At 40.6% G+C, this 23,117-nt stretch carries 19 protein-coding genes; 13 read left to right on the top strand and 6 right to left on the bottom strand.

The window, feature by feature from the left end:
* The first annotated feature begins 141 nt into the window (after positions 1-141).
* The 13 genes from FTU83_RS17440 to FTU83_RS09185 all read left to right on the top strand — a co-directional run bounded on the left by FTU83_RS17440 (position 142) and on the right by FTU83_RS09185 (position 15,737).
* A complete protein-coding gene (locus tag FTU83_RS17440; protein WP_257222563.1) occupies positions 142-543 on the top strand; it encodes a hypothetical protein in 402 nt (133 codons plus the stop codon).
* 233 nt (positions 544-776) lie between these two features.
* Positions 777-4,349, top strand: a complete 3,573-nt coding sequence (dnaE, locus tag FTU83_RS09230; RefSeq protein WP_180003861.1) for a DNA polymerase III subunit alpha — start codon at positions 777-779, stop codon at positions 4,347-4,349.
* 51 nt (positions 4,350-4,400) lie between these two features.
* A complete protein-coding gene (locus tag FTU83_RS09225; RefSeq protein WP_180003859.1) occupies positions 4,401-5,243 on the top strand; it encodes an RNA methyltransferase in 843 nt (280 codons plus the stop codon).
* The gene (gene cysE / locus FTU83_RS09220; RefSeq protein ID WP_180003858.1) at positions 5,236-6,045 is read left to right on the top strand and encodes a serine O-acetyltransferase; all 810 of its coding nucleotides are present in this window, start codon (positions 5,236-5,238) and stop codon (positions 6,043-6,045) included. Before FTU83_RS09225 ends, cysE begins: the two co-directional genes overlap by 8 nt.
* A 105-nt stretch (positions 6,046-6,150) precedes the next feature.
* Positions 6,151-7,065, top strand: a complete 915-nt coding sequence (locus FTU83_RS09215; protein WP_180003856.1) for an ABUW_2363 family tetratricopeptide repeat lipoprotein — start codon at positions 6,151-6,153, stop codon at positions 7,063-7,065.
* Between the two features lie 167 nt (positions 7,066-7,232).
* On the top strand, positions 7,233-9,200 hold the full coding sequence (locus tag FTU83_RS09210; RefSeq protein WP_373683043.1) for an esterase/lipase family protein: 1,968 nt from the start codon (positions 7,233-7,235) through the stop codon (positions 9,198-9,200).
* Between the two features lie 250 nt (positions 9,201-9,450).
* On the top strand, positions 9,451-9,663 hold the full coding sequence (locus FTU83_RS17435) for a hypothetical protein (protein ID WP_257222565.1): 213 nt from the start codon (positions 9,451-9,453) through the stop codon (positions 9,661-9,663).
* A 117-nt stretch (positions 9,664-9,780) separates the two neighbouring features.
* Positions 9,781-9,933, top strand: a complete 153-nt coding sequence (locus tag FTU83_RS17430; RefSeq protein WP_257222567.1) for a hypothetical protein — start codon at positions 9,781-9,783, stop codon at positions 9,931-9,933.
* A gap of 189 nt (positions 9,934-10,122) precedes the next feature.
* A complete protein-coding gene (locus tag FTU83_RS17425) occupies positions 10,123-10,221 on the top strand; it encodes a hypothetical protein (protein WP_257222568.1) in 99 nt (32 codons plus the stop codon).
* A gap of 518 nt (positions 10,222-10,739) precedes the next feature.
* A complete protein-coding gene (gene mutS, locus FTU83_RS09200) occupies positions 10,740-13,370 on the top strand; it encodes a DNA mismatch repair protein MutS (protein ID WP_180003853.1) in 2,631 nt (876 codons plus the stop codon).
* Between the two features lie 385 nt (positions 13,371-13,755).
* A complete protein-coding gene (gene fdxA / locus FTU83_RS09195) occupies positions 13,756-14,079 on the top strand; it encodes a ferredoxin FdxA (RefSeq protein ID WP_004651686.1) in 324 nt (107 codons plus the stop codon).
* A gap of 138 nt (positions 14,080-14,217) precedes the next feature.
* Positions 14,218-14,940 (top strand): D-Ala-D-Ala carboxypeptidase family metallohydrolase, encoded by a 723-nt coding sequence (locus FTU83_RS09190; protein ID WP_078188751.1) that lies wholly within the window; start codon positions 14,218-14,220, stop codon positions 14,938-14,940.
* A gap of 131 nt (positions 14,941-15,071) precedes the next feature.
* A complete protein-coding gene (locus FTU83_RS09185) occupies positions 15,072-15,737 on the top strand; it encodes an O-methyltransferase (RefSeq protein WP_078193558.1) in 666 nt (221 codons plus the stop codon).
* A gap of 166 nt (positions 15,738-15,903) precedes the next feature.
* Here FTU83_RS09185 and FTU83_RS09180 read toward each other — a convergent pair whose 3' ends face one another.
* The 6 genes from FTU83_RS09180 to FTU83_RS09155 all read right to left on the bottom strand — a co-directional run bounded on the left by FTU83_RS09180 (position 15,904) and on the right by FTU83_RS09155 (position 23,029).
* On the bottom strand, positions 15,904-16,746 hold the full coding sequence (locus FTU83_RS09180; RefSeq protein ID WP_078188753.1) for a universal stress protein: 843 nt from the start codon (positions 16,744-16,746) through the stop codon (positions 15,904-15,906).
* 130 nt (positions 16,747-16,876) lie between these two features.
* A complete protein-coding gene (locus FTU83_RS09175; protein ID WP_180106173.1) occupies positions 16,877-17,494 on the bottom strand; it encodes a DapH/DapD/GlmU-related protein in 618 nt (205 codons plus the stop codon).
* Positions 17,487-18,086, bottom strand: coding sequence for a YigZ family protein (locus tag FTU83_RS09170; RefSeq protein WP_180106175.1), 600 nt, complete (start codon positions 18,084-18,086; stop codon positions 17,487-17,489). The genes FTU83_RS09175 and FTU83_RS09170 overlap by 8 nt, the downstream gene beginning before the upstream one ends.
* A 102-nt stretch (positions 18,087-18,188) precedes the next feature.
* Positions 18,189-19,379, bottom strand: a complete 1,191-nt coding sequence (locus FTU83_RS09165) for an HlyD family type I secretion periplasmic adaptor subunit (RefSeq protein ID WP_180106177.1) — start codon at positions 19,377-19,379, stop codon at positions 18,189-18,191.
* A gap of 3 nt (positions 19,380-19,382) precedes the next feature.
* Positions 19,383-21,509, bottom strand: a complete 2,127-nt coding sequence (locus FTU83_RS09160; protein ID WP_078193563.1) for a type I secretion system permease/ATPase — start codon at positions 21,507-21,509, stop codon at positions 19,383-19,385.
* A complete protein-coding gene (locus FTU83_RS09155) occupies positions 21,506-23,029 on the bottom strand; it encodes a TolC family protein (protein WP_180040100.1) in 1,524 nt (507 codons plus the stop codon). Before FTU83_RS09155 ends, FTU83_RS09160 begins: the two co-directional genes overlap by 4 nt.
* Positions 23,030-23,117: the final 88 nt, after the last annotated feature.

The following is a 23,117-nucleotide window of genomic DNA, read 5'->3' as shown; positions in this document are numbered from 1 at the left end:
CAAACAATACTGCTAACACAAATTTTACGCTTAACTTTTTTCACAACGTGGATATTCATCACTTCAGCAGCATCTGCATCCATTGCTGATTATGACTATGTCACTAGTATTAAGGTAAATGATGTTGACTTAGCCTGACCCTTGCCTGCATCAAAAGCAAATGCATTAATCAGCAAAAATCCAGTAAAGCTTAAATATGAATATTCAGAATGTGCCGGCAATACTGAATTTCATGTCACATCAAAAGGTAAATTTCTAAAATTTGAAATTTATGCTGAGGACAATTCTCAAGTTAAAAATGATTCATTCTATAAAAATAAAAGCAGCTTCGCCCAACTTGGACAAACCAAAGGGAATGTTTGGATGGAATGGGATAAATCCACTCAAATACGCGTTAAAATTCAAATTGGGTCAAAACATCTGATAAGCCAAAATGACTATCAACAATTTGTAAAAGACTTTACCAAAAGTGCAAAATTGGCCAATCCAAATGAAGTGGCTTATGTGATTTTACTCTCACCACTCATGCAAAATCCGTACTGAAAGAGCCGCATAACTATGATTTACCCTATATTGGCAATCTAGCCTTCAACTTTAAAAATAGCAAATTAATAGCTTTTTCAGTTAATCAAGGTATTGCTTGCTAAATGGTGTTTGTCATACAGCGTTTATTGATTAAACAGTGAGTTTATAAATCTGCATAAAGCCATGCAATAAACGCAAGTTTGATCTCAGAGCATGCTAAAATCAGCAGCTGTTTTCGCAGGGACTCATCTATGCACTTTGTACATCTTGGTATTTTTACAGAATTTTCCATTACTGAATCTATTGTACGTATACCTGATCTTGTAAAAGCTGCAGCTGCAGATGAAATGCCCGCTCTGGCCATTACTGACCTTTCAAATCTACATGCTGCTGTAAAATTCTATAAAAAGTGCTTAGATAAAGGCATTAAACCCATATTTGGTTCAACCATTCGTTTGAATGATGCTGAACACAAAGCTACTCTTCTAGCGATGACCAATAAAGGTTGGCGCAGTCTAACAGAGTTGGTTTCTGAAGGTTATATTTCAGGTCAACAGCTTGATATTCCTTGCGTAAAAAAAGATTGGATTTTAAATCAACACCAAGATTTGATTGTTTTACTGGGTATGCAAAGTGATGTCGGCAAAATGCTTTGCTCTTCTAACCCGCAAAAAGCTGAACCCCTGTTAGCTGAATGGGTCGAAAAATTTGGCAATCGTGTTTATCTAGCGATTACACGAACTGAGCGCTCGGGTGAAGAAGACTTTATTCACGAAGCAGTAAAACTTGCGAAGAAATTTAACATTGGTGTGGTTGCTCATAACGATGTGCATTTTATACGTAAAGAAGATTTCGAGGCACATGAAGCACGCGTTTGTATTGCCGATGGCTATGTCCTCGGTGACAATCGTCGCCCTAAAAATTACAGTCCTGAACAGTATTTTAAAACTGCCGAGGAAATGACGGAGCTGTTTGCAGACATTCCAACGGCTATAGAAAATACCTATCACATTGCGCGACGCTGTAATGTGTCATTACGTTTAGGCTTCCACGACCTTCCCGATTATCCAATTCCTGAAGGTCATACAATTGACACCTATTTTGAACATTTATCAAAAGAAGGTTTAGAAGAACGTTTAGCGCATTTATATCCTGTCGAACAACGTGGTGACGACTGGCCAGAAATTCGTAAGCCTTATGATGAACGTTTGGCTTATGAAGTTGGGATCATCCTGACCATGCAATTCCCAGGTTACTTCCTGATTGTCATGGACTTTATTCAATGGTCTAAAGGTAATGGCGTCCCTGTTGGTCCAGGCCGTGGTTCGGGTGCAGGTTCCTTGGTTGCCTATAGTTTAAAAATTACCGACCTAGATCCACTGCGTTATGACCTACTGTTCGAACGTTTCTTAAACCCTGAACGTGTATCAATGCCCGACTTTGACGTCGATTTCTGTATTGCAGGTCGTGACCGTGTTATTGACTATGTTGCACGCACTTATGGTCGAGATGCGGTCTCTCAGATTGCAACTTTCGGTACCATGGCGGCAAAAGGTGCGATTCGTGACGTAGCCCGTGTCTTGGGTAAATCTTATGGTTTAGCTGACCGTATTTCTAAAATGATTCCGACCAAGCCTTTAGGTTTAAGTTTGGAAGAATCCATTGAGGCCGAACCACAGCTAAAAGACATTGTCACTAACCCATCTAACCCAGATAACGACGATGCAGCCGAAATTTGGGAAATGGCACTCAAACTTGAAGGCATTACCCGTAACACAGGTAAACATGCCGGTGGTGTGGTTATTGCACCAACTAAGTTAACTGACTATTCGGCTGTCCTATGTGATGCAGATGGAACTAACCGTGTCGCCCAATTCGATAAAGACGATGTGGAAGCTGCAGGTCTAGTTAAATTCGACTTCTTGGGCTTACGTAACTTAACGGTAATTGAAGATGCCATTAAGCACATTAATACCCGTCCAGATATCACTACACCTGTCGATATTTCCCTGATTCCTTTGGATGACAAACCTGCCTATGCTGTGTTCGCAGATGCGAATACCACAGCGGTCTTCCAGTTTGAATCCGTCGGCATGAAAAAAATGCTGAAAGAGGCACGTCCAAGTAAGTTCGAAGAAATTATTGCTTTCGTGTCTTTATACCGTCCAGGCCCGATGGATCTGATTCCTGACTTTATTTACCGTATGCATGGTGGCGAGTTTGAATACTTACATCCATTACTAGAAAGTGTCCTTGAACCGACATACGGTATTATGGTGTATCAGGAACAGGTAATGCAGGCAGCGCAGTTCTGTGCTGGCTATAGCTTGGGTGGCGCGGATTTACTTCGTCGTGCTATGGGTAAAAAGAAAGTCGAAGAAATGATTAAGCACCGTCAGATCTTTACTGAGGGTGCTGCAACCAAAGGTATTGATGCAGATACGGCCAACCATATCTTCGACTATATGGAAAAATTCGCAGGCTATGGTTTTAACAAATCCCATGCCGCTGCCTATGCCCTTGTTGCATATCAAACTGCTTGGTTAAAAGCACATTTCCCTGCTGAATTTATGTCAGCAGTGATGACCTCGGAAATGCAGAACACGGACAACGTGGTGTTCTTAATCGATGACTGTCGTATTAATGGTCTTGAAGTCTTACCACCTTCGGTCAATATGTCTTTATATAATTTCCATGCCAGCGATCCAAAAACCATCGTCTATGGTTTAGGTGCGATCAAGGGTGTCGGTGAAGCTGCCATGCAGTCTGTGATTGACTCACGTATCCAAGATGGCCCATATAAAGATCTGTTTGACTTCTGCCATCGTATTGACCTAAAAAAAATCAATAAGCGCACGCTTGAAGCATTGATTCGTGGTGGCGCACTGGATTGTTTAGGATTAGAACGCGCTGACTTGATGGCGCAATTGCCAGAAGCTGTACAAGCGGCTGACCAAGCCCGCACTAACCGCGAAACAGGGATGATGGATTTATTTGGTGAAGTTGAAGAAGTTCAGCGTAAACCTTCTAAACCTGTTAAACCGTGGTCAGATGAAGTTCGTCTTAAAGGTGAAAAAGATACTCTTGGGCTTTATCTAACAGGTCATCCGATCGATGTGTATCGATCAGAGTTAAAAGCCTTTATTTCACAGCGTATTAATGAACTTACGCCTACACGTCGCGGTGTCACTACAGTATTTGCAGGCCTAGTCGTCGATGTAGCCAACTTCCCGAACCGTATGATGGTGACACTCGATGATGGTACAGCACGTATTGAAGTGTCTGCGAATCACGAACGTTTTAACCGCTTCAAAGACGTGATTCAAAACGAAAAAGTGGTGGTCATTGAAGGTGAAATTTACGAACGTGAAGGTTTTGATCGGCCAATGGGTCGCTTAACTAAAGCCTTCAGTTTGAATGAAATCCGTCAAAAACGTGCCAATGCCATTCAAATTAAATTAACACCTGAACATTTTAGTAAAACGCTATCACGCGACATCCAAAATATTTTACTGCCTTTTTGCAATGTCGATATGTGTACGCATATACCTGTGCAGTTATATATTGACTATCCATATGCGACGGCCGACATTCATTTGGGCTTAAACTGGAAAGTTGCCCCACTAGATGAATTACTGTCTAAGCTGCGTGACTACTTCGGTAAAGAATCTTTGCATGTCGAATATCATGTCAAATCCAAAGCTGCCAAAGCGGTAAGTTATGAACAAGCCTCTATTCCTGCGCAGGTTCCGCCACCGCCAGATGGGATGAGCATGGATGATGCCATGGATTTATACCAAGCAGAAGCCAATCAATTTTCTTAAAGTTTAAACGCTGTTTGAACTGCTTTTTTAAATAAACATATTGGAAATATCATGAATCAAACTGACAATGCTGCGGTTTCAGCACATCTCTCCCATGTGCGTATTGTCATGGTGAATACAACATTACCCGCAAATATTGGTAGTGCATTACGTGCCATGAAAACCATGGGACTTTCAAAGCTGGTCTTAGTTGCACCGAAGACTTACCCGCATCCTGACATTAATGCTTTGGCTGCCGGTGCTGTCGATTTAATTGATCAAATTGAAATCGTTGAATCATTAGAAGAAGCCATTAAAGATTGTCATATTATCTTTGGTACTAGTGCGCGTAGTCGTACCATCCCATGGCCATTACTTGACGCTCGCCCTGCTGCCGAAATGTCTCTCAAAGCGGTCTGCGAACAACAGCAAGAAATTGCCGTGGTGTTTGGCCGTGAAGACCGTGGTTTGACCAATGAAGAATTGGCAATGGCCAACTACCATGTCACTATTCCAGTGAATACTGAATATGGCGTCTTAAACGTTGCCCAAGCGATTCAAGTCATTTGCTATGAAATGCGCATGGCCGCCCTTGCACATACTGAGTTAACTGCAAATCCTGATGCCAATATGCATGTTACCGATGACATCGATATGGAATGGGATGAACCTTTGGTGACCCATGAAATGATGGAACAGTTCTACCCGCATATTGAAAAAATGCTGGCAGAGATTGAATTTATGGATCCAAAAAATCCAAGATTATTACCTTTACGCTTGCGTCGCCTATTTGGACGTATACAATTAGATCGTATGGAATACCACTTATTACGTGGCATCTTTAGCCGAGTACAGGCTTTAAATAACGGAACATGGAAAAAATCTACAGACAATGAGGATCAATCTAATGCTTAAGCAGCTCAAAGAAGATATACAGGCTGTATTCGCGCGCGATCCTGCTGCACGAAATACGCTCGAAGTCTTAACGACTTATCCAGGAATTCATGCCTTAATCATGCATCGTATGGCACATGAACTTTGGAAAAAAGAGTGTAAAGGCTCAGCTCGTCTATTGTCTTCTTTTAGCCGCTTTGCCACAGGCATTGAGATTCATCCGGGTGCGAAAATCGGTCGTCGTTTCTTCATTGACCATGGTATGGGTGTGGTGATTGGTGAAACAGCTGAAATTGGTGATGATGTCACCCTTTACCATGGTGTGACCTTAGGGGGCACAACTTGGAATAAAGGCAAACGTCACCCCACCTTGGAAGATGGCGTAGTGGTTGGCGCTGGTGCAAAGATCTTAGGCCCATTTACGGTAGGTAAAAATGCCAAAGTCGGCTCAAATGCCGTGGTGACCAAAGAAGTTCCTGCGGATACTACCGCTGTAGGTAATCCAGCACGCTTTATCACGAAAGATAAGCCAAAAGATGAAGCTGAAAGCCGTCGTCGCGATTATGCAGAAAGTATTGGTTTCCAACCGTATGCTGCAACACAAGACCAAACTGACCCAATGTTAGAAGGTATGCGTGTGTTGTTAGATCGTATTCAGCACAATGAAAAACGTATGAATAATTTGTGTCAGCGTTTGTCTCTCCTTGACCCAACGTTCAAAAAGCAACAGCTTAATGAACAACCTTTTAGTCAGGAAGAACTTAAAATCATTGAAGATGTGCGCCGCGAATGCGAAGCTCAAAGTAATCAATCTAAAGCTTAACCAAAAGCAATCATAATAAGTTGCCTTTAACTTGCATGTTGTTCAGAGTTTTTTTAGACTGACCAACATGCTTTTTTGTATAAAATAAATTAATGGATGAATCATATGACGCTTAAGCCCTTGGCAGTTGCTTGTATTGCTTTAACCCTTGCCGCTTGTGGAAGCGCCCCAACTAAAAATAATGCTCCTAAAGATGCCATGATTTTTGTAGAGCCTGAACTGACTCCACCTTTCTACGCACTCAACCCATTTAACTACGATGCACCACCTCCTTTTGAATTAAATTTACAAAAAGCTGCAGCACAGCCTGTGACTAAGATGGTGGTAACTAGCCCAACCGACCCATCTAAGCAATTAACTCTTGAAGAAAACCGCCTGATTATCCCCACTGTTGACAGCAAAGAACGTTCGATGAAATTTGCTGCTTTAGCAGGTGACAATGAAATCGACATTACTGAAATTGATGATTTCTTACAGCTTGTTGAAGGTAAAGCACGTCACTATCCACCACGTTTTGTTCAACGCCAAGAACGCAAAGGGTTTGAGCTTAAACTTAAAGAAGTGACGCAAAAATTAGATACGCTTGCGTCTAAAGACAATGCTTCTTTTGATATTTTAGTTCGTGCATTTAAAGCCAGTGTGATGGCACGTAACCTCGACTTAGGTTCTGTGTACACAACTAAATCATTAACTTACGCACAACGTATTTTAAAAATCAACCAAGATGATGCTGAAGCAAACTTCTGGTTCGGTTTTGGTTTATCTGAAGGTGGTGGTCAACGTGAAGCGATTCCATACTTAGACAAAGCGATGAAAGCAGGTGTTCAAGAAGCCTATCTTTCTGCAGCAAATAACTATATTGCGATGGAACAAAAAAAGAACGCGATTCAGGTCTTAAAGAACTACAAAGTGAAATACCCACAAGAAGGCGAAGTCGCTGACCGCTTAATTCAAGAAATTGAAAAGCAAGGCCGTTGGAATGTTTGGCAAGTTTTAAATCCGCCTAAAGCTGCGTCTTAATTGTAACGATTTAGAAAATACTTTTGAAAAAAGACCGTTTTAACGGTCTTTTTTCATTTATGGCGAATTGAAAATCCTGACAATTATCGTATGATTTGAAAATATTTAACCCAATGTGCGACCCCTTTATGCAGCTAAATACTAAAACAATACTGCTCCTTGGAATCATGAGTACCAGCGTCCTGAGTGGATGTCAGGTCGTCAGTGTCAAAAACCAAAAACTCAACGTTTCTATTGCCAATGAACGTGAAAGTATTATTTCTCGAAACAAACTCAGCGAAGCCAGTTTAAATGTCTTGTCGATGACAGGTCGTGAAGCCAAAGCGTGTATAGAAGACCCGAAAGCCTGTGTTGATGAACTACAACAAATCCCACAAATTCAAGACGAACAGTTACTGTCTACGGCAAGTGAATTATATTTAGCAAAAGCCATTGAATATGAGTCTTCTTCTGCCTGTAAATTAGGTTTACTGAGTAGCCACAAATCAGAAGAAAAACAAAAAATTGAACAAGACACTTATAACAAATGTTTAGATCAACAGCTGACGCTACTGGATAAAAGTATTCGCTATAGCTATGCCTATATGTTTAAAACCAAACGTGCGCCTGCTGACCGTATTTTTGATAACCGCCAAGTTCAAATCCGAGATTTCTATAATCAAGGGATTGCTAAACTGGTTAGCAGCTATGCACTACGTTATAAACCGCAAGAAGTCACCCAACAGATCAAAGTCGGACAAACCACCTATCATATTGACTTCAGCCATTACCCAGAACTCAAAAATCGTAAAATTGAACAATTGATGTCAACCTATAACCTCAACTTCTCAGGTTTACGTTCAATTACCCGCCGAGATGGTTTTGGTTCCGAATTCCTTGTGGTTTTACCCGAAGAACATACAGTTGAAACAGGCAAAGCCAAATACATTATCAACCCAATAGATTTTAAATATCCGTCTGGTTCAAACCCTAATATCCATCAAGCGCGCTATTTAGCTGCAACCTTAACAGCGGAACCTGTAAGCACCACAACTTCAGTTGATCAAATTTTAAATCAGCATGAGTTTCAAATTAAGGCTTACGACCCGTACAAATATGAACAGGTCAATATTGCCAATAAAAACTATGCCCTTGCAGCCAATTTTTCTGCACCTTATGGTCTTTGGTTAGCACAAAACAACTTGGGCAAGGCAGCGTATTTATCCCTGATTGACCGTGATGAAAAACTCACGATGCCACATTTATACATGCTTGAACCATATAATCCTGACAAAAAAGTCATCGTTTTGGTACATGGTCTTGCTAGTAGCCCTGAAGCATGGATTCGTCTCACCAACGATATTATGGGCGATTCAGTGCTACGTGAGCACTATCAAGTGTGGCAAGTGTTCTACTCAACCAACATGCCGATTATTGAAAGCCGCTTCCAAATTTATTCCATATTGACTCAAACTTTTAATAAAGTCGACGCCAATGCTGCAGCTAAAAAAGATGCGGTTTTAGTTGGTCATAGTATGGGCGGAATTATTGCACGACTACTGGTTAGCCAAGCCGATACCACACAATCTGCTTTGAAAATGATGAACTCACGTCAATTAAATCAGTACCGCAATATTCCAGTCGTGAAGCAGCGTATGGTAATTGACGATATTCCAAATTTCAGCCGTGCGATTTTCTTGGCTGCACCGCATCGTGGTACTGAATACGCAGATCGTTGGTTTACCAAAGCTGCTCGAAAAATCATTAAACTTCCGGGCGCTTTCTTATCAGCCATGGGTGATGTGTTAACTCAGGAAGAAGACCTGAAAGATTTATTCCGTGAAATCGACCACGGCTTAATCCAAAATGGACCAAGTGACTTAAGCCACCAATCCAAATTTATTGCGCTCACTGAAGATATTCAGCCACGTAAAGGTTTGAAGTTTCATTCAATTATGGGAAATAACACCAATAGCCAAGATAAAAATGTAATCTCGGATGATGTCGTGCCATACACCAGTGCGCATTTAGAGGGTGCTGTTTCAGAAAAGATCATTAAAGGTGGTCATTCGATTCAAGAAACCCCAGAAGCTGTACTTGAACTGCGCCGTATACTACGACTGCATTTGATTGAACTTGGCCTCTATAAACCATAATGCAATACAACATTTAATTCGATCTACATATTTTAAAACCGATCTCAGGATCGGTTTTTTTCATTTCTGCATTTACTTGAATATGCCATTATTCACATAATTATTATATAAGCCTTTATTTTTTAATCATTTTAAAACTCAAAATCACTTGTTAAATTTTATACAAATCTTATATTAGAGATAAATACGGGTTAAATATAGACAAAAAAGTTGTGCACATATCCTAAATTTTTTATGAGCATATCGAATTATGAAATTAAAAGGCTCAAAGTTACTTCATCGGGATGAAATAGAGAGTTTAATCAAAAATAGATTAAATAAAGTTTATTTTACGCCAAATTTAGAATCCATTTATCAGCCGCTCTACCGTGATGAAGCGGCGAAAGAATTTCGTTTTCGCGGGATCATTATTTTTCTCCTGTATGCCCTGTTATGTTCGGGGATTTATCAAGTGATTCCATAACGCAGTTTTGTAGATTCCTTTGTATATTTGGGTAGTGTTTATCATTCTGATTGCATGGGATTTTTCTTTTTTTCCGCATTAACCCCTTATTTTAATGTTTATACTTGTCTAGGCTCGATGTGCGCTGTTGCAATCATATTTATCATCTTTACTGTGATTGGTAATGATCACAATGATGCGCTATTACATGCAGCCATGAAGTATGCCTTGGTCATCATCTATGCCTTTGTTGGTATGCGTTTTTATATTGCCATGGTTGCGGGTTGGTAGAACATGACCACTGACTGGGCTAGCAAACCGTTGTCCGTTATAAGGAGCTTTAGAACAGCTATGGCATTATGCCCTACGCCATCAACAGCCTTTAAGCATCATAGTGATCGATATCGAATTTTTGAAAATTAAAATGATCATTTAGGTCATCAGGCGGGTGACATCTGCCTGACCCAAATTGCAGAGGTTTTGTCTCAAATCACTAATCGAAATGGTGAGTTAGCTGCACACTATGGCAGCGAAGAGTTTTTACTCCTCTTTAGGGTGTTAACTGAAGCTGAAAATTGAACCTTTGGCAGCCGATTTATTACGCAGAATTTAATCACTCGAACTTCCACATCCAGCCAGCCATATGTCTAAATTTGTGAAGATTAGCATCGGTACGGAAACGATCATTCCATCCAAATCTTATCAAATTCAGAAATTTATATAGGCTGCCGATCGTGCACTTTACCTTGCAAAAGGTAGCTGTCGCAACCAATATCGATTAGCTCAGGCTGAAGCGCAGCTTGATGTTTGAGTCAGTTTATCGCTTTGTAAATGTATCCATTGTTGAATTTACACACAGACTTTTTAGCGTTTATAAATAATATTTTGACTGCTTTTTTTACATGCAGACAAACCTTTTCTGGCATTTTCCTACCACTTTTTTTGCTAGAATCAGCAACACGATTTGTTAACGTACACCTGTGGTTTTGAATGAAGAGACAAAATAAATATAAGGACTTTTTCTAAATCCAATTTTCATCAAAACAGTGTTTTTCGTTTAGCAGCGCACAAATTTTTATTTTAAGGTATTTCGTTTCATGCAAGCTGATAATTCCAAAGTTGACCTTTCAACCCTGACCCCGATGATGCAACAGTACATGTCAGTCAAAATGCAAAATCCGCATTCACTGATGTTTTATCGGATGGGTGATTTTTATGAGCTCTTTTTTGAAGATGCGCATAAAGCAGCAAAACTCTTAGGAATTACACTGACACATCGTGGTAAAGCCAATGGTGAGCCTATTCCTATGGCTGGCGTCCCCTACCATGCGGCTGAAGGCTATCTAGCCCGCCTTGTAAAAAAAGGTGAAACAGTGGTGATCTGCGAGCAAATTGGTGAGGTGACAGGCAAAGGGCCAGTTGAGCGCGGTATTGTCCGTATCATTACCCCGGGGACATTAACGGACGATGCACTGATTGCCTCTCATCAAAGTTCAAATTTAGTCGCAATCTGCTTACAACAAAATCAGATCGGGATTGCTTTACTGGACCTCAGTGCAGGTATTTTCAAAGTTCAGCAAATGGACTATCAGCTGGAACAATTGGCAATCGAACTTTCTCGTTTAATGCCGAGCGAAATTTTGATTGATGAAGATCTCATTGACCCGAATATTGTCGAGCAAATTAAACGTCAATTAGACTGCCCTGTTACCAAGCGTCCAAATGTCGACTTCAATTTAAATAACGCGCAAAAAACGCTGTGTGACCAATTTGCAGTAGCCACACTTTCAGGTTTTGGTATTGACCATTTACCTTTGGCGAAAGCTGCCGCTGCGGCTTTGATTCACTATGCAAAAGTCACTCAAAAAACTGCTTTACCACATATCCGCAGCATTCAACTTGAACAAAGTAGTGATTTCGTGGCGCTCGACCCCGTCACTCGTCGTAACTTAGAACTGATTGATCCTTTATTTGAACATGGCACTTCCCTGTTCCAACTGATCAATGATTGCCAAACTGCGATGGGTGGCCGTCTATTAAGTCGTACCTTAATGCAGCCTTTACGAGATACCGCTTTATTGGATGCACGTTTAGATGCATCACAAGCGATGCTGCAAGGCTATCATGAGTCTCCGATACGCTTAGTTCTCAAAGAAATTGGTGATATTGAACGTGTGCTATCTCGTGTAGCTCTCGGCAGTGCTCGACCACGAGACCTAGTTCAGTTACGTCAAACTTGTGCACAAATTCCCTATCTTCGACATGCACTTGAACCGATCATTCAGTCACACCAATCTAAGCTGATCGCTCAGTTAAATGATGAAATGGGTGATTTTCACGGCTTACATGAGCGTCTCATGTCTGCCATCGTAGAAAACCCGCCAGTGCTTTTACGTGATGGTAATGTGATTGCCGAGGGTTTCGACACTGAACTTGATGAACTGCGTAAAATTCGTGACCATGCAGGACAATTCCTCATTGATCTCGAAATCAAAGAGCGTGAACAAACCGGAATTTCAACCTTAAAAATTGGCTATAACCGTGTCAGTGGCTACTATATTGAACTCACTCGAGCGCAGGCTGAGCAAGCACCTGATCATTATATTCGCCGCCAAACCCTAAAAAATGCGGAACGCTACATTACCCCTGAGTTGAAATCTTTTGAAGATAAGGTGCTTTCGAGTGAGTCACGTGCATTAGCGCGCGAAAAAATGCTCTTTGAGCTATTACTTGATGAGTTACGTGCAGATATTGGCAACTTACAAATGATGAGTGCCGCTATAGCGCAAATTGATTTATTGGCCAATTTTGCCCATCAAGCTCGATTACGCAATTGGTCACGTCCTGAATATAGCCCTGAAGTTGGTATTAAAATCAAAGCTGGACGTCACCCTGTTGTGGAATCTCTGAGCAAATCGGCATTTACCCCAAATGATACCAGTTTGGACTTTAATCACCGCATGGCGATTATCACAGGGCCAAATATGGGCGGTAAATCGACCTTTATGCGCCAAACTGCCTTAATCAGCTTATTGGCCTACTGTGGTAGCTTTGTCCCTGCCCAATCTGCCATTTTAGGGCCGATCGATCGGATATTTACCCGTATAGGATCTGCAGACGACTTGTCTACTGGTAAATCAACCTTCATGGTGGAAATGACTGAAACCTCACAGATTCTACATCATGCGACCAATCAATCACTGGTACTGATGGATGAAGTCGGACGTGGTACGAGTACCTATGATGGCTTATCTTTGGCGTGGGCATGTGTGCTCGATCTCACGCGTCGCATTAAATGTTTATGCCTATTTGCAACGCATTATTTTGAGCTCACTGAATTAGGCAAAGACGCTAATATCGATAACTATCATGTCACTGCCCGTGAGCTAAATGGCAACTTGATCCTACTACATAAAGTCCAACAAGGCCCGGCGAGTCAAAGTCATGGTCTACAGGTGGCAAAGCTTGCGGGTATTCCCGCAGCAGTGATCAAAGAAGCGCAAAATCGACTTCGTATTTTAGAAACTCAGCAAAAACAGCAACTCAATACTGCTGTACAAACCGATCTATTCTCGGCACTCGCAGAGCCTGAAGTCATTGAACGCGTAGTTGAAGTTGAAAAAACATCGCCCGTACTTGATGCCTTAGCAGATATTGATATCGATAACTTAAGTCCACGTGAAGCATTACAACAGCTTTACGCTTTAAAGGATTTACTTAAGATCTAAATTGAGCAGAAGCGATAGATGAGATATGCAAAGAACACCAATGAAGGTGTTCTTTGCATTGACACCATTCAAACGCGTAAATTAGTGAATGTTTGCTATCTATTACTGCGGCTATTCAGCAATAAATTGATAAAAAATTAATGTTCTAAAATGTTTCATGCTTAAAATGCACATAAAAATATTGTTCGATAAACAGATGTAATTTAATTAGTTTTTGAGTATGATTCTCATTCATTGTGAAATTTACATAAATTGTTCAGTTTTTAGTGATTTTAACAGCACTGCATATAATAATTATCAATAAAAGGAATTGTTAGTTACCCTATTTTTTGCCTAAAATACACCATTAGTTTATTAGAACCATATTTTTTAGGTAGCTGTCGCCATGACCTTTGTTGTCACTGAAAACTGTATTAAATGTAAATATCAAGACTGCGTAGAAGTTTGCCCTGTTGACTGTTTCTATGAAGGTCCAAACTTCCTTGTTATTAATCCAGATGAATGTATCGACTGTGCGCTATGTGAACCTGAGTGTCCAGCTAACGCGATTTTCTCTGAAGATGAGTTACCTGAAGGTCAAGAAGTATTTATCGAACTTAATACTGAACTTTCTCAAAAATGGCCGAACATCACTCAAATTGGTGATCAACCTGCCGACCGTGAAGAATGGAACGGTAAAGCTGATAAATTACAATATCTTGAAAAGTAATTTTACGCTTTCATGAAAAGATCAGCACATGCTGATCTTTTTTTATACTTAAAGCACACATTTCATTGCAAATTATTCAAATTTTCTCAATCAAATTGGATTAAAATAGAACGAGTTTATAAATAATTGATTTCTATAATGAAGCATTTACTCAAGGGATTATTGTCCGTTGCAATATTCCCTCTTGTTTTCATTGGTTGTACAACTACACCACAAAAACAAGGTCACACTATTACAACTCCCGACGGTAAACGTATTTACATACCTCAAGAAAAAGTGACGACCATCAGACAAGCCCCGCCTAAAGTGGTGCCTTATGCCTACAATTCGTGGGTCGCGTCTGTCGATAATTTACGTCGCGTTCGAGACTATGAAGTCTTTTTAGAGAAAAATGGTGTAGGCAATATCATTCCTTCATTTGAGTTGATGCGTACTGCACGTGACTGGCAAAAATGTGGTCGCTCAGAATATATGGTACCTAACCGTGAATTATGGCAAAACCAAATTGCAACCTTACGTGTCTTTAAATATTTAGTAGCTGCCAATATCTTAACGGACTTTGAAGTGACATCGGTTTATCGTGATTTGCCTTTGAACCAGTGTGCCGGTGGTGCAAGTTCATCTCGTCACTTATACAACTCTGCGATTGATTTCCGTATTGGACCTGCGTACCCGCAGCCCGAAGACTACAGTTATATTGAAAATACCAAGTTCCGTTTATGCCAATTTTGGTCACAACACGGGCAGAGTCTCAATATGGGATTAGGTTTATATGCCAGCGGACAAATTCATATTGATACTCAAGGCTACCGTACTTGGGGGCCTGATCACTCAAGTCGCTCATCAATGTGTAATTACTAAAACATTACATCGTCATATCAAGACCTCTTCGGAGGTCTTTTTTGTACATAAAATATTCAAATATAGAACAATAAATTGCGATGTTGGTGGAAAGGTTTAAAATGCTTGCATCAATCACGAGGTGCGACAACATGCAACAAATGTGGACAGACATTGATGCTTACATCGATTCACATTTAATTCCTGAAGATCCAATATTGACCCAAACACTTCAACATACGGATGAACGTGGCTTTCCTGATCATCTTGCTGTAGCGGCTAATCAAGGCATGCTGCTTCAAATGTTAATCCAAATGAACAAGTGTAAACGCGTTTTAGAACTTGGAACTTTTGCAGCCTATAGCACCATGTGGTTAGCACGTGCCTTACCTGAAGATGGTTACATTCTGACCATTGAAGGTCGTGATACACATGCTGCCCTCGGTCAAGAAAATATTGATAATGCAAAGCTTGCACAAACGATAGAACTGAAATGTGGTCGTGCGGCAGATATTTTACGTGCCCTTCCTGAAGATACCGAACCTTTTGACTTTATTTTTGTCGATGCAGACAAACAGAGCTACCCTGAATATTTAGAATTAAGCTTAAATTTATCTCATTCAGGTACAGTGATTGTTTTAGACAATGTGATTCGTGCAGGTGAGATTCTGAATGCTGAAAACCATAAACCAAGCATTGAAGGTATTCGTGATATGTTCAAAGCTATGCAAAATCATCCGAAAATTTTATCCTGCACGGCACTTCAAACTGTAGGTTGTAAAGGTCATGATGGTTTTGCAATTGCAATCGTTAAATAATCTTAATCGAGGTGTTTTTTAGACATCTTGAGTAAAGGTATAAAAAATAATCAATACAGTATTTTATTTTCAAAACAATTACTTATAAACACTGCACACAGAGTTATCCACAATTTATGAGGATAACTCTGATTGTTTTTAAATCAACTCTGTTCGTTTGCTCAACTTATTTTACAACCAACAATGGAACACTCGAATTTCTGAAAATACTGGTGGTGATACTGCCCAAGAAGAACTGATGGATTTTACTGTGGCTAAAAGCGCCAAGTACGATTAACTGAATGCCATGCTCTTGTTGATAGTCCAGAATATTTTCCGAAACATCGCCATAACGGTATTCTGTCACCACATCGAGACCGGCATTGGTTAAATAATTTTTTGGATCATCCAAGATTTGTGGGTGATCTCCAACATAAACCAAATGACATTGTAAGAGTTTGAGTAGATCACTTTGTGCCACACGCTTCATTAACTCAACGCATTTAGGCGAATATTCATAGGCAAAAATAAAACGAGTCGGTGGTTTAAACGTTGGCCCTACAGTCATAACTGTACAACTTGCACCACGTATAAAGTTTTCAACATTACTACCAAGCGGCTTATTGCGCTCTGCTGAACGTTCACCCACGCGACCAATTAAAACAATATCGTCATCTTGCAACACATTAAAACTTTGCTCTAAGAAGTCGCCCTTTTCCTGAATATGGGTGGTTTGAATACCATGCTTATCTTGGATCATTTCAGAAATGTGTTTGAGCAAGTTATTACTATAATCTAACGCTAAATCACTTTGTTTTTGTTCTAACTCCGCGAGTTCTTTCAAGAGCATAGCATTACTTTCAAACCCAATCACTCCACTGATTTCACCTAAGTGATAACTTGCCGGATAGTAATCAAGTATTTGCAGTAAAACCAACTCACGGTGAGTTTGTTTAGCAACCCAAGCAGCAGCATCAGCTAGTGCATTAATGCATGGAGAAGAGTCGATACAGGCGATAACTCGTTTCATGATTAGCCCTCGTTTTATTATTGCTTGGCTATAAAATGTTGTTTGTTATTTTTAACTTATCACAACTCTGTTTCACTGTGCATGCATTTGTGTAAGCATAAAAACGATTTATGACCTATTTGGCGATTATTTATTCACGATATCGAATGAGTTTTGCAGGATTTCCCGCAATGATTGCACGCGCTTCGACATTTTTCGTCACCATACTGTTCATGCCGACCACAGCCTGCTCAGCAATGTGAATGCCATCCTTGATTCCAACATGCGCACCTAGCCAAACATCACGCTCTATCTCAATCCCTTGTGAACGTACAGCTTGTTGATAGATCGGTTGATTGACATCCATTCCATGATCAAAAGCGTATAAATGGCAATATGCCGCCATACGAACCTGATCGTGAATTTTGATGCCCACTCGCCCACCATCTATAATACAGTGATGATTGATCGCCACTTCATTACCAATTTCAATTGGGCCATGCAAAGTACAATCTGCTGCAATAAAGCTGTTATCTCCAATGACAATCTTACGTCCTGGTTCGGCAAAAATATGAGCCAATGGCGATATAAAACAGTTTTCACCAATTTCAACGGTTTCCATCGATTTGAGATAGTCTTGATATTCCTGTTGCCAAGCTTCGGCCCAACCACGATTTTTCGGTTTGAGTGACCAATACAACCAAGGCATATAATTTAGACGATGCTTATGTTGCTCTCGATATTTCAATAATGGATCTATTTCATTCATCTTCAGCAGCCTCTACGATATGCAGTTGTTCACGTCCGCGAGTTACATCTTGAATCTTTAACTGTAGCGGTTGGATTTGATGAATTTGCAATGATGCAAGTACATTTACACCTTGCGCTGTGTATTCTTCCTGAAATTCAATTTGCTGCTGATTGAGTTCATATTGGAAAATTGCCCACTCATTAAACTGACAACTAAATTGCACTTTTTTCTTCTCAATGAGTTCAATTTTTTCAGCCTGCAACAGACATTGACCGGCACAGCCACCATAGGCGCGTACCAAGCCCCCAGTCCCGAGCTTAATTCCACCATACCAACGATTAACCAAGACCAACACGTTGGTTAGGTCATTCCCTTCTATGGTTGCTAGAATGGGCCGACCTGCTGTGCCTGAAGGCTCACCATCATCATTAAAACGTACGGTATGTCCAATTTTCCATGCCCAACACTGATGTGTTGTTGAGATATCCTTATTGGCTTCGAGAAATTCTTTAACGGCTTGTTCATTTTCCACAGGAACTGCGATGGCTTGAAAACAACTTTTTTTAATGTCTTCTTCATATTCAAACTGTGCGGCGAGTGTAAATGGCATAACGTCTTTAGATCCTCTATCAGCGGATATTATAGCGTTTTTTGAAAGACTTACATCCACAAAAAAGCCTCCAAAACTGGAGGCTTGATTGGCACTGCGTTATTAACGTTCGCGAAGTGCTTCTTTGGCTTTATTGAATGGCTTGATTAAATATTCAAGTACAGTTTTCGAGCCGGTACGGATATCAACTGTCGCCACCATACCCGGAGTGATACTAAAACTTTTACCTTCTTTATTGCTTAATTTATCACTATCTGTACGGATATAAACACGATAATAGAACTGATCTTGTTTCACTTCATCACGTAACGTATCTGGTGAAATGACGGTCACTTTACCTTTTAGACCACCATAGATCGAATAGTCATATGCCGTAATTTTCACTAAGGCTTCTTGACCCGGACGAATAAAAGCAATATCTCGTGGTGAAATACGTGCTTCTACCAAAAGCTGTTCATCCAAAGGTACAATGGTCATCAATTTACCATTTTGCGGAATCACACCGCCCAATGTCATCACATCAATCTCTTTGACCACACCACGAACTGGAGATTTAAAAACGGTACGGCTGAGTGTATCCGATTTGCCTTTCACCACTTGTTGCTGCGATTCAATATCAGTATTGGCTTTCGACAATTCTTCCCGTGATTTCACCAAATATTGGTTACGGACATCATTTAACTGATTTTGTAAGTCATTCGCTGAACGCTTTAAACGAAGTACTTCAACTTCACTTGCTGCACCCTTAGCAACTAAAGGTTCAGTCATGGCCAATTCTTGTTGAACCAATACCAAAGCTTGTTTTAAGCCGGCAACAGATTCTTCCAAGTTTGCACGACGTGAATGATATAAAGCGGTTTCTTCCTTCACTAAAGTTGGAATCTTTTGAACATCTTCAGGAAAGGTTAATGGTGTACCATTCACTTCTGCACGTAAACGTGCTGCTGTCGCACGTGATGCCACAAGTAAAGACTCGGTTTCACCAACATTTGATGCGAAGCGTGTTGGATCAAGTTGCGCAAGGACTTGACCTTGTTCAACAATTTGACCTTCCTTCACATTCAACTTGGTTAAAATCCCTCCCTCAAGCGACTGAACAATTTGTTCTTTCGAAGATGGAATCACTTTACCTGTCCCTGTAGAGACTTCTTCTAATTTAAACAACCAAGCCCAAACTAAAAGGATTGCCAGACCAATCGTAATAATCCAAATGATTAAACTCGATTTCGGTAATGGTGGCTCTTTAAAGCTGACTTTGGTCGAGCGTTGTATTTCTTGTTTATTTTCACTCATGATTTAAGCCCCAGCTACTTTTTTCTGAGCATTCTGATTCAGAATTTGATCACGAGGCCCATCCATGACAATTTTACCTTCATTCACCACAATAATGCGGTCAACCAACTCAAGTACCGCACGGCGATGTGTTGCCACCACCATAGTTCGGTTTTGTAAATAACCTTTTAAATGATCGATCAACTGCTTCTCAGATACGTCATCAATGGCTGCTGTAGGTTCATCAAGCAATAGAATATTGGGTTGACGAATCAATAAGCGTGCAAGCAACAAAGCTTGGCGTTGACCGCCAGAGAAGCCTACACCACCTTCTAAAATGATATGGTCTAGCCCTTCTTTTTTCTCTTGAACAAAGTGAATTGCACCCGTAATTTTCAGTACTTCAATCAATTGTTCATCCGTAGCCAACGGAGCACCCAAGGTCAAGTTTTCACGAATCGTACCATAAAATAACTGTGCATTTTGGTTCAATAGCCCCATATCACGGCGTACATCTGCGGGGTCAATTAAAGACAGCTCAATCCCATCTAATTTAACTTTGCCTTGTACTGGCGTTTGCATACCCGATAACAATTGGAGTAGCGTCGACTTACCAGCACCGTTACGGCCCAAAATTGCGATTTTTTCTCCAGCCTTAATTTCCAGTTTTGGAATTAAAAGACTTGGACGTGGGTCATCTTCACCATACTTAAATGACACACCATTGAGTTCATAATGACCATTAATTGATGGTCGATGAATAAGATGAGAATAATCCGGTTGATCGACAGGTTTCTTCATGAGCTCATCCAGACCGGCTTTTGCCACTTTAGCCTGTTGTAAACGACCTAATACCCCTGCCAGTGCAGAAATCGGTGCCAACATTCGTGAAGACAAAATCGAACAAGCCACCAAAGCACCTGTGGTCATTTCACCTTTCATCACAGCAAAACAGCCGACAAGTACAACGATTGCAAATGTTAGACCCTGAATTTTTTGTGTCCATGCCGACATTAAGCCCACGATTTTACGTTGACGCATGCTGACATCAGCAGACACTTCATTCATGTGGTTCCATTGGTTTTGGAAGCGTGATTCCGCACGAAGTAATTTGATATCTTCCATGCCTTGCACAGATTCAACCAATAAGGCATTACGAATCGAAGACTCGCGCATACCCATTTGTGCAAGTTTAGCCAATGGTTTTTGCGCCAAAATCCCTGGAATAATCATCAAAGGAACCACCAACAGCATAACCCAAAATAGATTGCCGCCAATTAACCAGAAGATGAACAGGAACAAGAAGAAAAACGGTAAGTCGGCAATCGCAGTAACAGTCGTCGAGGTGACCATCTCACGCACGCCTTCTAATTCACGAATCTGTGAAATAAAAGTACCCGTTGATTTTGAGCGTTCGCTATTTTTAATTCTTAATGCATGACCAAACACACGATCAGATATTTTTAAATCGGCACGTTTACCAATAATATCCGACAAATAAATTCGTGAAACACGTAGTGCAAACTCAAATATCGCCGCAATTAACACCCCACCCGCGAGTACCCATAAGGTCGGCACAGATTGAGATGGAATGACACGGTCGTACACGTTCATTGAGAACAAAATAGTGGCTAGAGCCAAAATATTCGCCATTAATGAAGCAAACATAATGTCGATGTAGCGTTTCCAGTCTTTTAAAACGATCGACCAGAACCAATTTTTTTCAAACGGCTTGATGTATTCATCGACACGTGCATCGGGTACAGATGACTCTGGACGTAGAATATATATATTGCGAACGCCATGGCTCAATCGTTCAATAGAGAAGACTTGAGATAAACCTTCATCTCCGCTCAATTGGACACTGGCATTACCGTCTACGTCGATGCGTTCTACCACACCCACTTCACCACTGATAAACTCAACCAATACAGGTAAGCGCCATGGATTGAGCAGATTTATGTCGTATTTGTTTTTACGAACACTTAATCCAATTTGGCGTGCCATAACTGCGACCAGTTCATCGGCATTTTTGTGTTGATCCCAATCCAACTGCAACCGTATACGTTCTTCAGAGGGTTCAATTCGATAATGCTTTGCAATATTCAGAACCGCTTGTAGCCACGGTTGATAATTTATTGTATTACTCATGGCTGAACTTCAAACCCCTGAATAGATATATTATTAAGTTCATAGATATTTCGTGAACGCCCTGTCACTTGGATGTACTGTGCAAGTGCTGAGTAGATATCATATTGCGATGTCACAATTTCTTGTGCGGCACTATGTATGGCTTGCTCTGCATTCAGTAGATCGACAACCGTTCGAGTGCCTAATTTATATTGTTCTTGATACAGCTCTTTGGTTCTTACCGTTGTTTCACGGCGCTGCACCAATATCGACATTTGACGCTTTTTATTTTCGATTTGTTCACGAATCATTCGGACTTGATCAATCACATCCAAATACACTGTATTTACTTGTGCTTTTGCTGCTTCTTCTGCATAGCTTGCGGCACGTGTTTGCGCTGCAATTGCACCACCTTGGTAAAAATTACTGGTGGCTTCCAACATGATTGAATTATATAAACCATCATCTTCATCATTATTTGGATTACGGCCATTCACCGCCTGACTCAGACTGCCTTTGACATTGAGGGTTGGATAAGCACTTAATTTTGACTGTTGCTTTTGCAGTTTGGCAACTTGAACTCCAGCCTGTGCTTTCATCATGCTCGGAATCATCTTGAAGTCCGGATCCTCATATAAAGCCGCTGCAGTTAAGATCCGATCGGGTATCACCCAATTGATCTGACTTACATCAAAACCTAACAAGGTACGAAGTCGCTGTTGGTACTGTCGAAGTTGAGTTTCTTGCACAATTAAATTTGATTCCGCAGCTTCTAAATTTGACTTGGCTTGAATAGGGTCTGCTTGACTACTGATCCCTGCGGTTGCACGTAAATTAGCAATCTCAGCAATCCGACTCACACCGGCAATTTGCTGCTGCGCAATTTTAGCCACTTCTTGATATCGTTTAATGTTGATAATGGCATTTGCAACATCAAAAGAAACTTCATCTAAATTTACAAGTACATTAGCCTGCTCTTGTAACATTTTTGCTTCTTCGATACCGACAGCACTTTTGGTTTTACCAAAGTCATATAACATCTGCGTCGCATTTAAAGATACCAACTGACGTCCACGCTCGCCTTTAGTCAGATCTGCAGTGCTCAATCCACCTGAAATTTGGGGATAATATGCAGCATTCGCTAGGTCAATATTAGCGTTTTGCGATGCGACTGTAGCAATACTTTGTGTGATTTCTGGACGTCTTTGGACGGCGATATGTATCGCATCAATAAAACTTAGATTCTTCGCTACTGTGTTTGGATTATAGCTGCCTTGTTGTGTTCGACCATAAGCAACGGCTGGCATTTCTTGGACACGTGAGGTATCTAAATTATATTTACTGAGTTCGGTGATGTTAATTTTTTCGGCAGAAGGTTTAGGCTTATTAGGTAAAAAAATCTTATCTAATGTCTTTTGAATGGTACTTTGTGCAGTGCTAGTATCTGCTGCATACACTGAACCAATGGAAAAGGGTAATAATAATATACAAAAGAAATTGCACTTATTTTTACGCGGACGCCCAACTTCTGGACCATTCATCTTTCGTAATCGCATGATTTTTGCAGGTCGTATTTTTAGTTTAAAGTATACTGAATTCTTGTTAATTTTTTAGATTAATCGCTCAGTT

The sequence above is a fragment of the Acinetobacter sp. YH12152 genome, assembly GCF_013418285.1.
Lineage (GTDB): Bacteria > Pseudomonadota > Gammaproteobacteria > Pseudomonadales > Moraxellaceae > Acinetobacter > Acinetobacter amyesii.
Note: the sequence above shows the minus strand (reverse complement) of the source record. Positions and strands in the feature narration are given on the sequence as shown.

Bases quoted from the DNA above. Each gene is read 5' to 3' on its own strand.
- FTU83_RS09165 (WP_180106177.1), bottom strand. From the start codon at position 19,379: ATGAGTGAAAATAAACAAGAAATACAACGCTCGACCAAAGTCAGCTTT.
- FTU83_RS09155 (WP_180040100.1), bottom strand. From the start codon at position 23,029: ATGAATGGTCCAGAAGTTGGGCGTCCGCGTAAAAATAAGTGCAATTTC.
- FTU83_RS09185 (WP_078193558.1), top strand. From the start codon at position 15,072: ATGCAACAAATGTGGACAGACATTGATGCTTACATCGATTCACATTTA.
- mutS (WP_180003853.1), top strand. From the start codon at position 10,740: ATGCAAGCTGATAATTCCAAAGTTGACCTTTCAACCCTGACCCCGATG.
- FTU83_RS09190 (WP_078188751.1), top strand. From the start codon at position 14,218: ATGAAGCATTTACTCAAGGGATTATTGTCCGTTGCAATATTCCCTCTT.
- FTU83_RS17430 (WP_257222567.1), top strand. From the start codon at position 9,781: ATGTGCGCTGTTGCAATCATATTTATCATCTTTACTGTGATTGGTAAT.
- dnaE (WP_180003861.1), top strand. From the start codon at position 777: ATGCACTTTGTACATCTTGGTATTTTTACAGAATTTTCCATTACTGAA.
- fdxA (WP_004651686.1), top strand. From the start codon at position 13,756: ATGACCTTTGTTGTCACTGAAAACTGTATTAAATGTAAATATCAAGAC.
- FTU83_RS09160 (WP_078193563.1), bottom strand. From the start codon at position 21,509: ATGAGTAATACAATAAATTATCAACCGTGGCTACAAGCGGTTCTGAAT.
- FTU83_RS09175 (WP_180106173.1), bottom strand. From the start codon at position 17,494: ATGAATGAAATAGATCCATTATTGAAATATCGAGAGCAACATAAGCAT.
- FTU83_RS09225 (WP_180003859.1), top strand. From the start codon at position 4,401: ATGAATCAAACTGACAATGCTGCGGTTTCAGCACATCTCTCCCATGTG.
- FTU83_RS09170 (WP_180106175.1), bottom strand. From the start codon at position 18,086: ATGCCATTTACACTCGCCGCACAGTTTGAATATGAAGAAGACATTAAA.
- FTU83_RS17435 (WP_257222565.1), top strand. From the start codon at position 9,451: ATGAAATTAAAAGGCTCAAAGTTACTTCATCGGGATGAAATAGAGAGT.
- FTU83_RS09215 (WP_180003856.1), top strand. From the start codon at position 6,151: ATGACGCTTAAGCCCTTGGCAGTTGCTTGTATTGCTTTAACCCTTGCC.
- FTU83_RS09180 (WP_078188753.1), bottom strand. From the start codon at position 16,746: ATGAAACGAGTTATCGCCTGTATCGACTCTTCTCCATGCATTAATGCA.
- FTU83_RS09210 (WP_373683043.1), top strand. From the start codon at position 7,233: ATGAGTACCAGCGTCCTGAGTGGATGTCAGGTCGTCAGTGTCAAAAAC.
- cysE (WP_180003858.1), top strand. From the start codon at position 5,236: ATGCTTAAGCAGCTCAAAGAAGATATACAGGCTGTATTCGCGCGCGAT.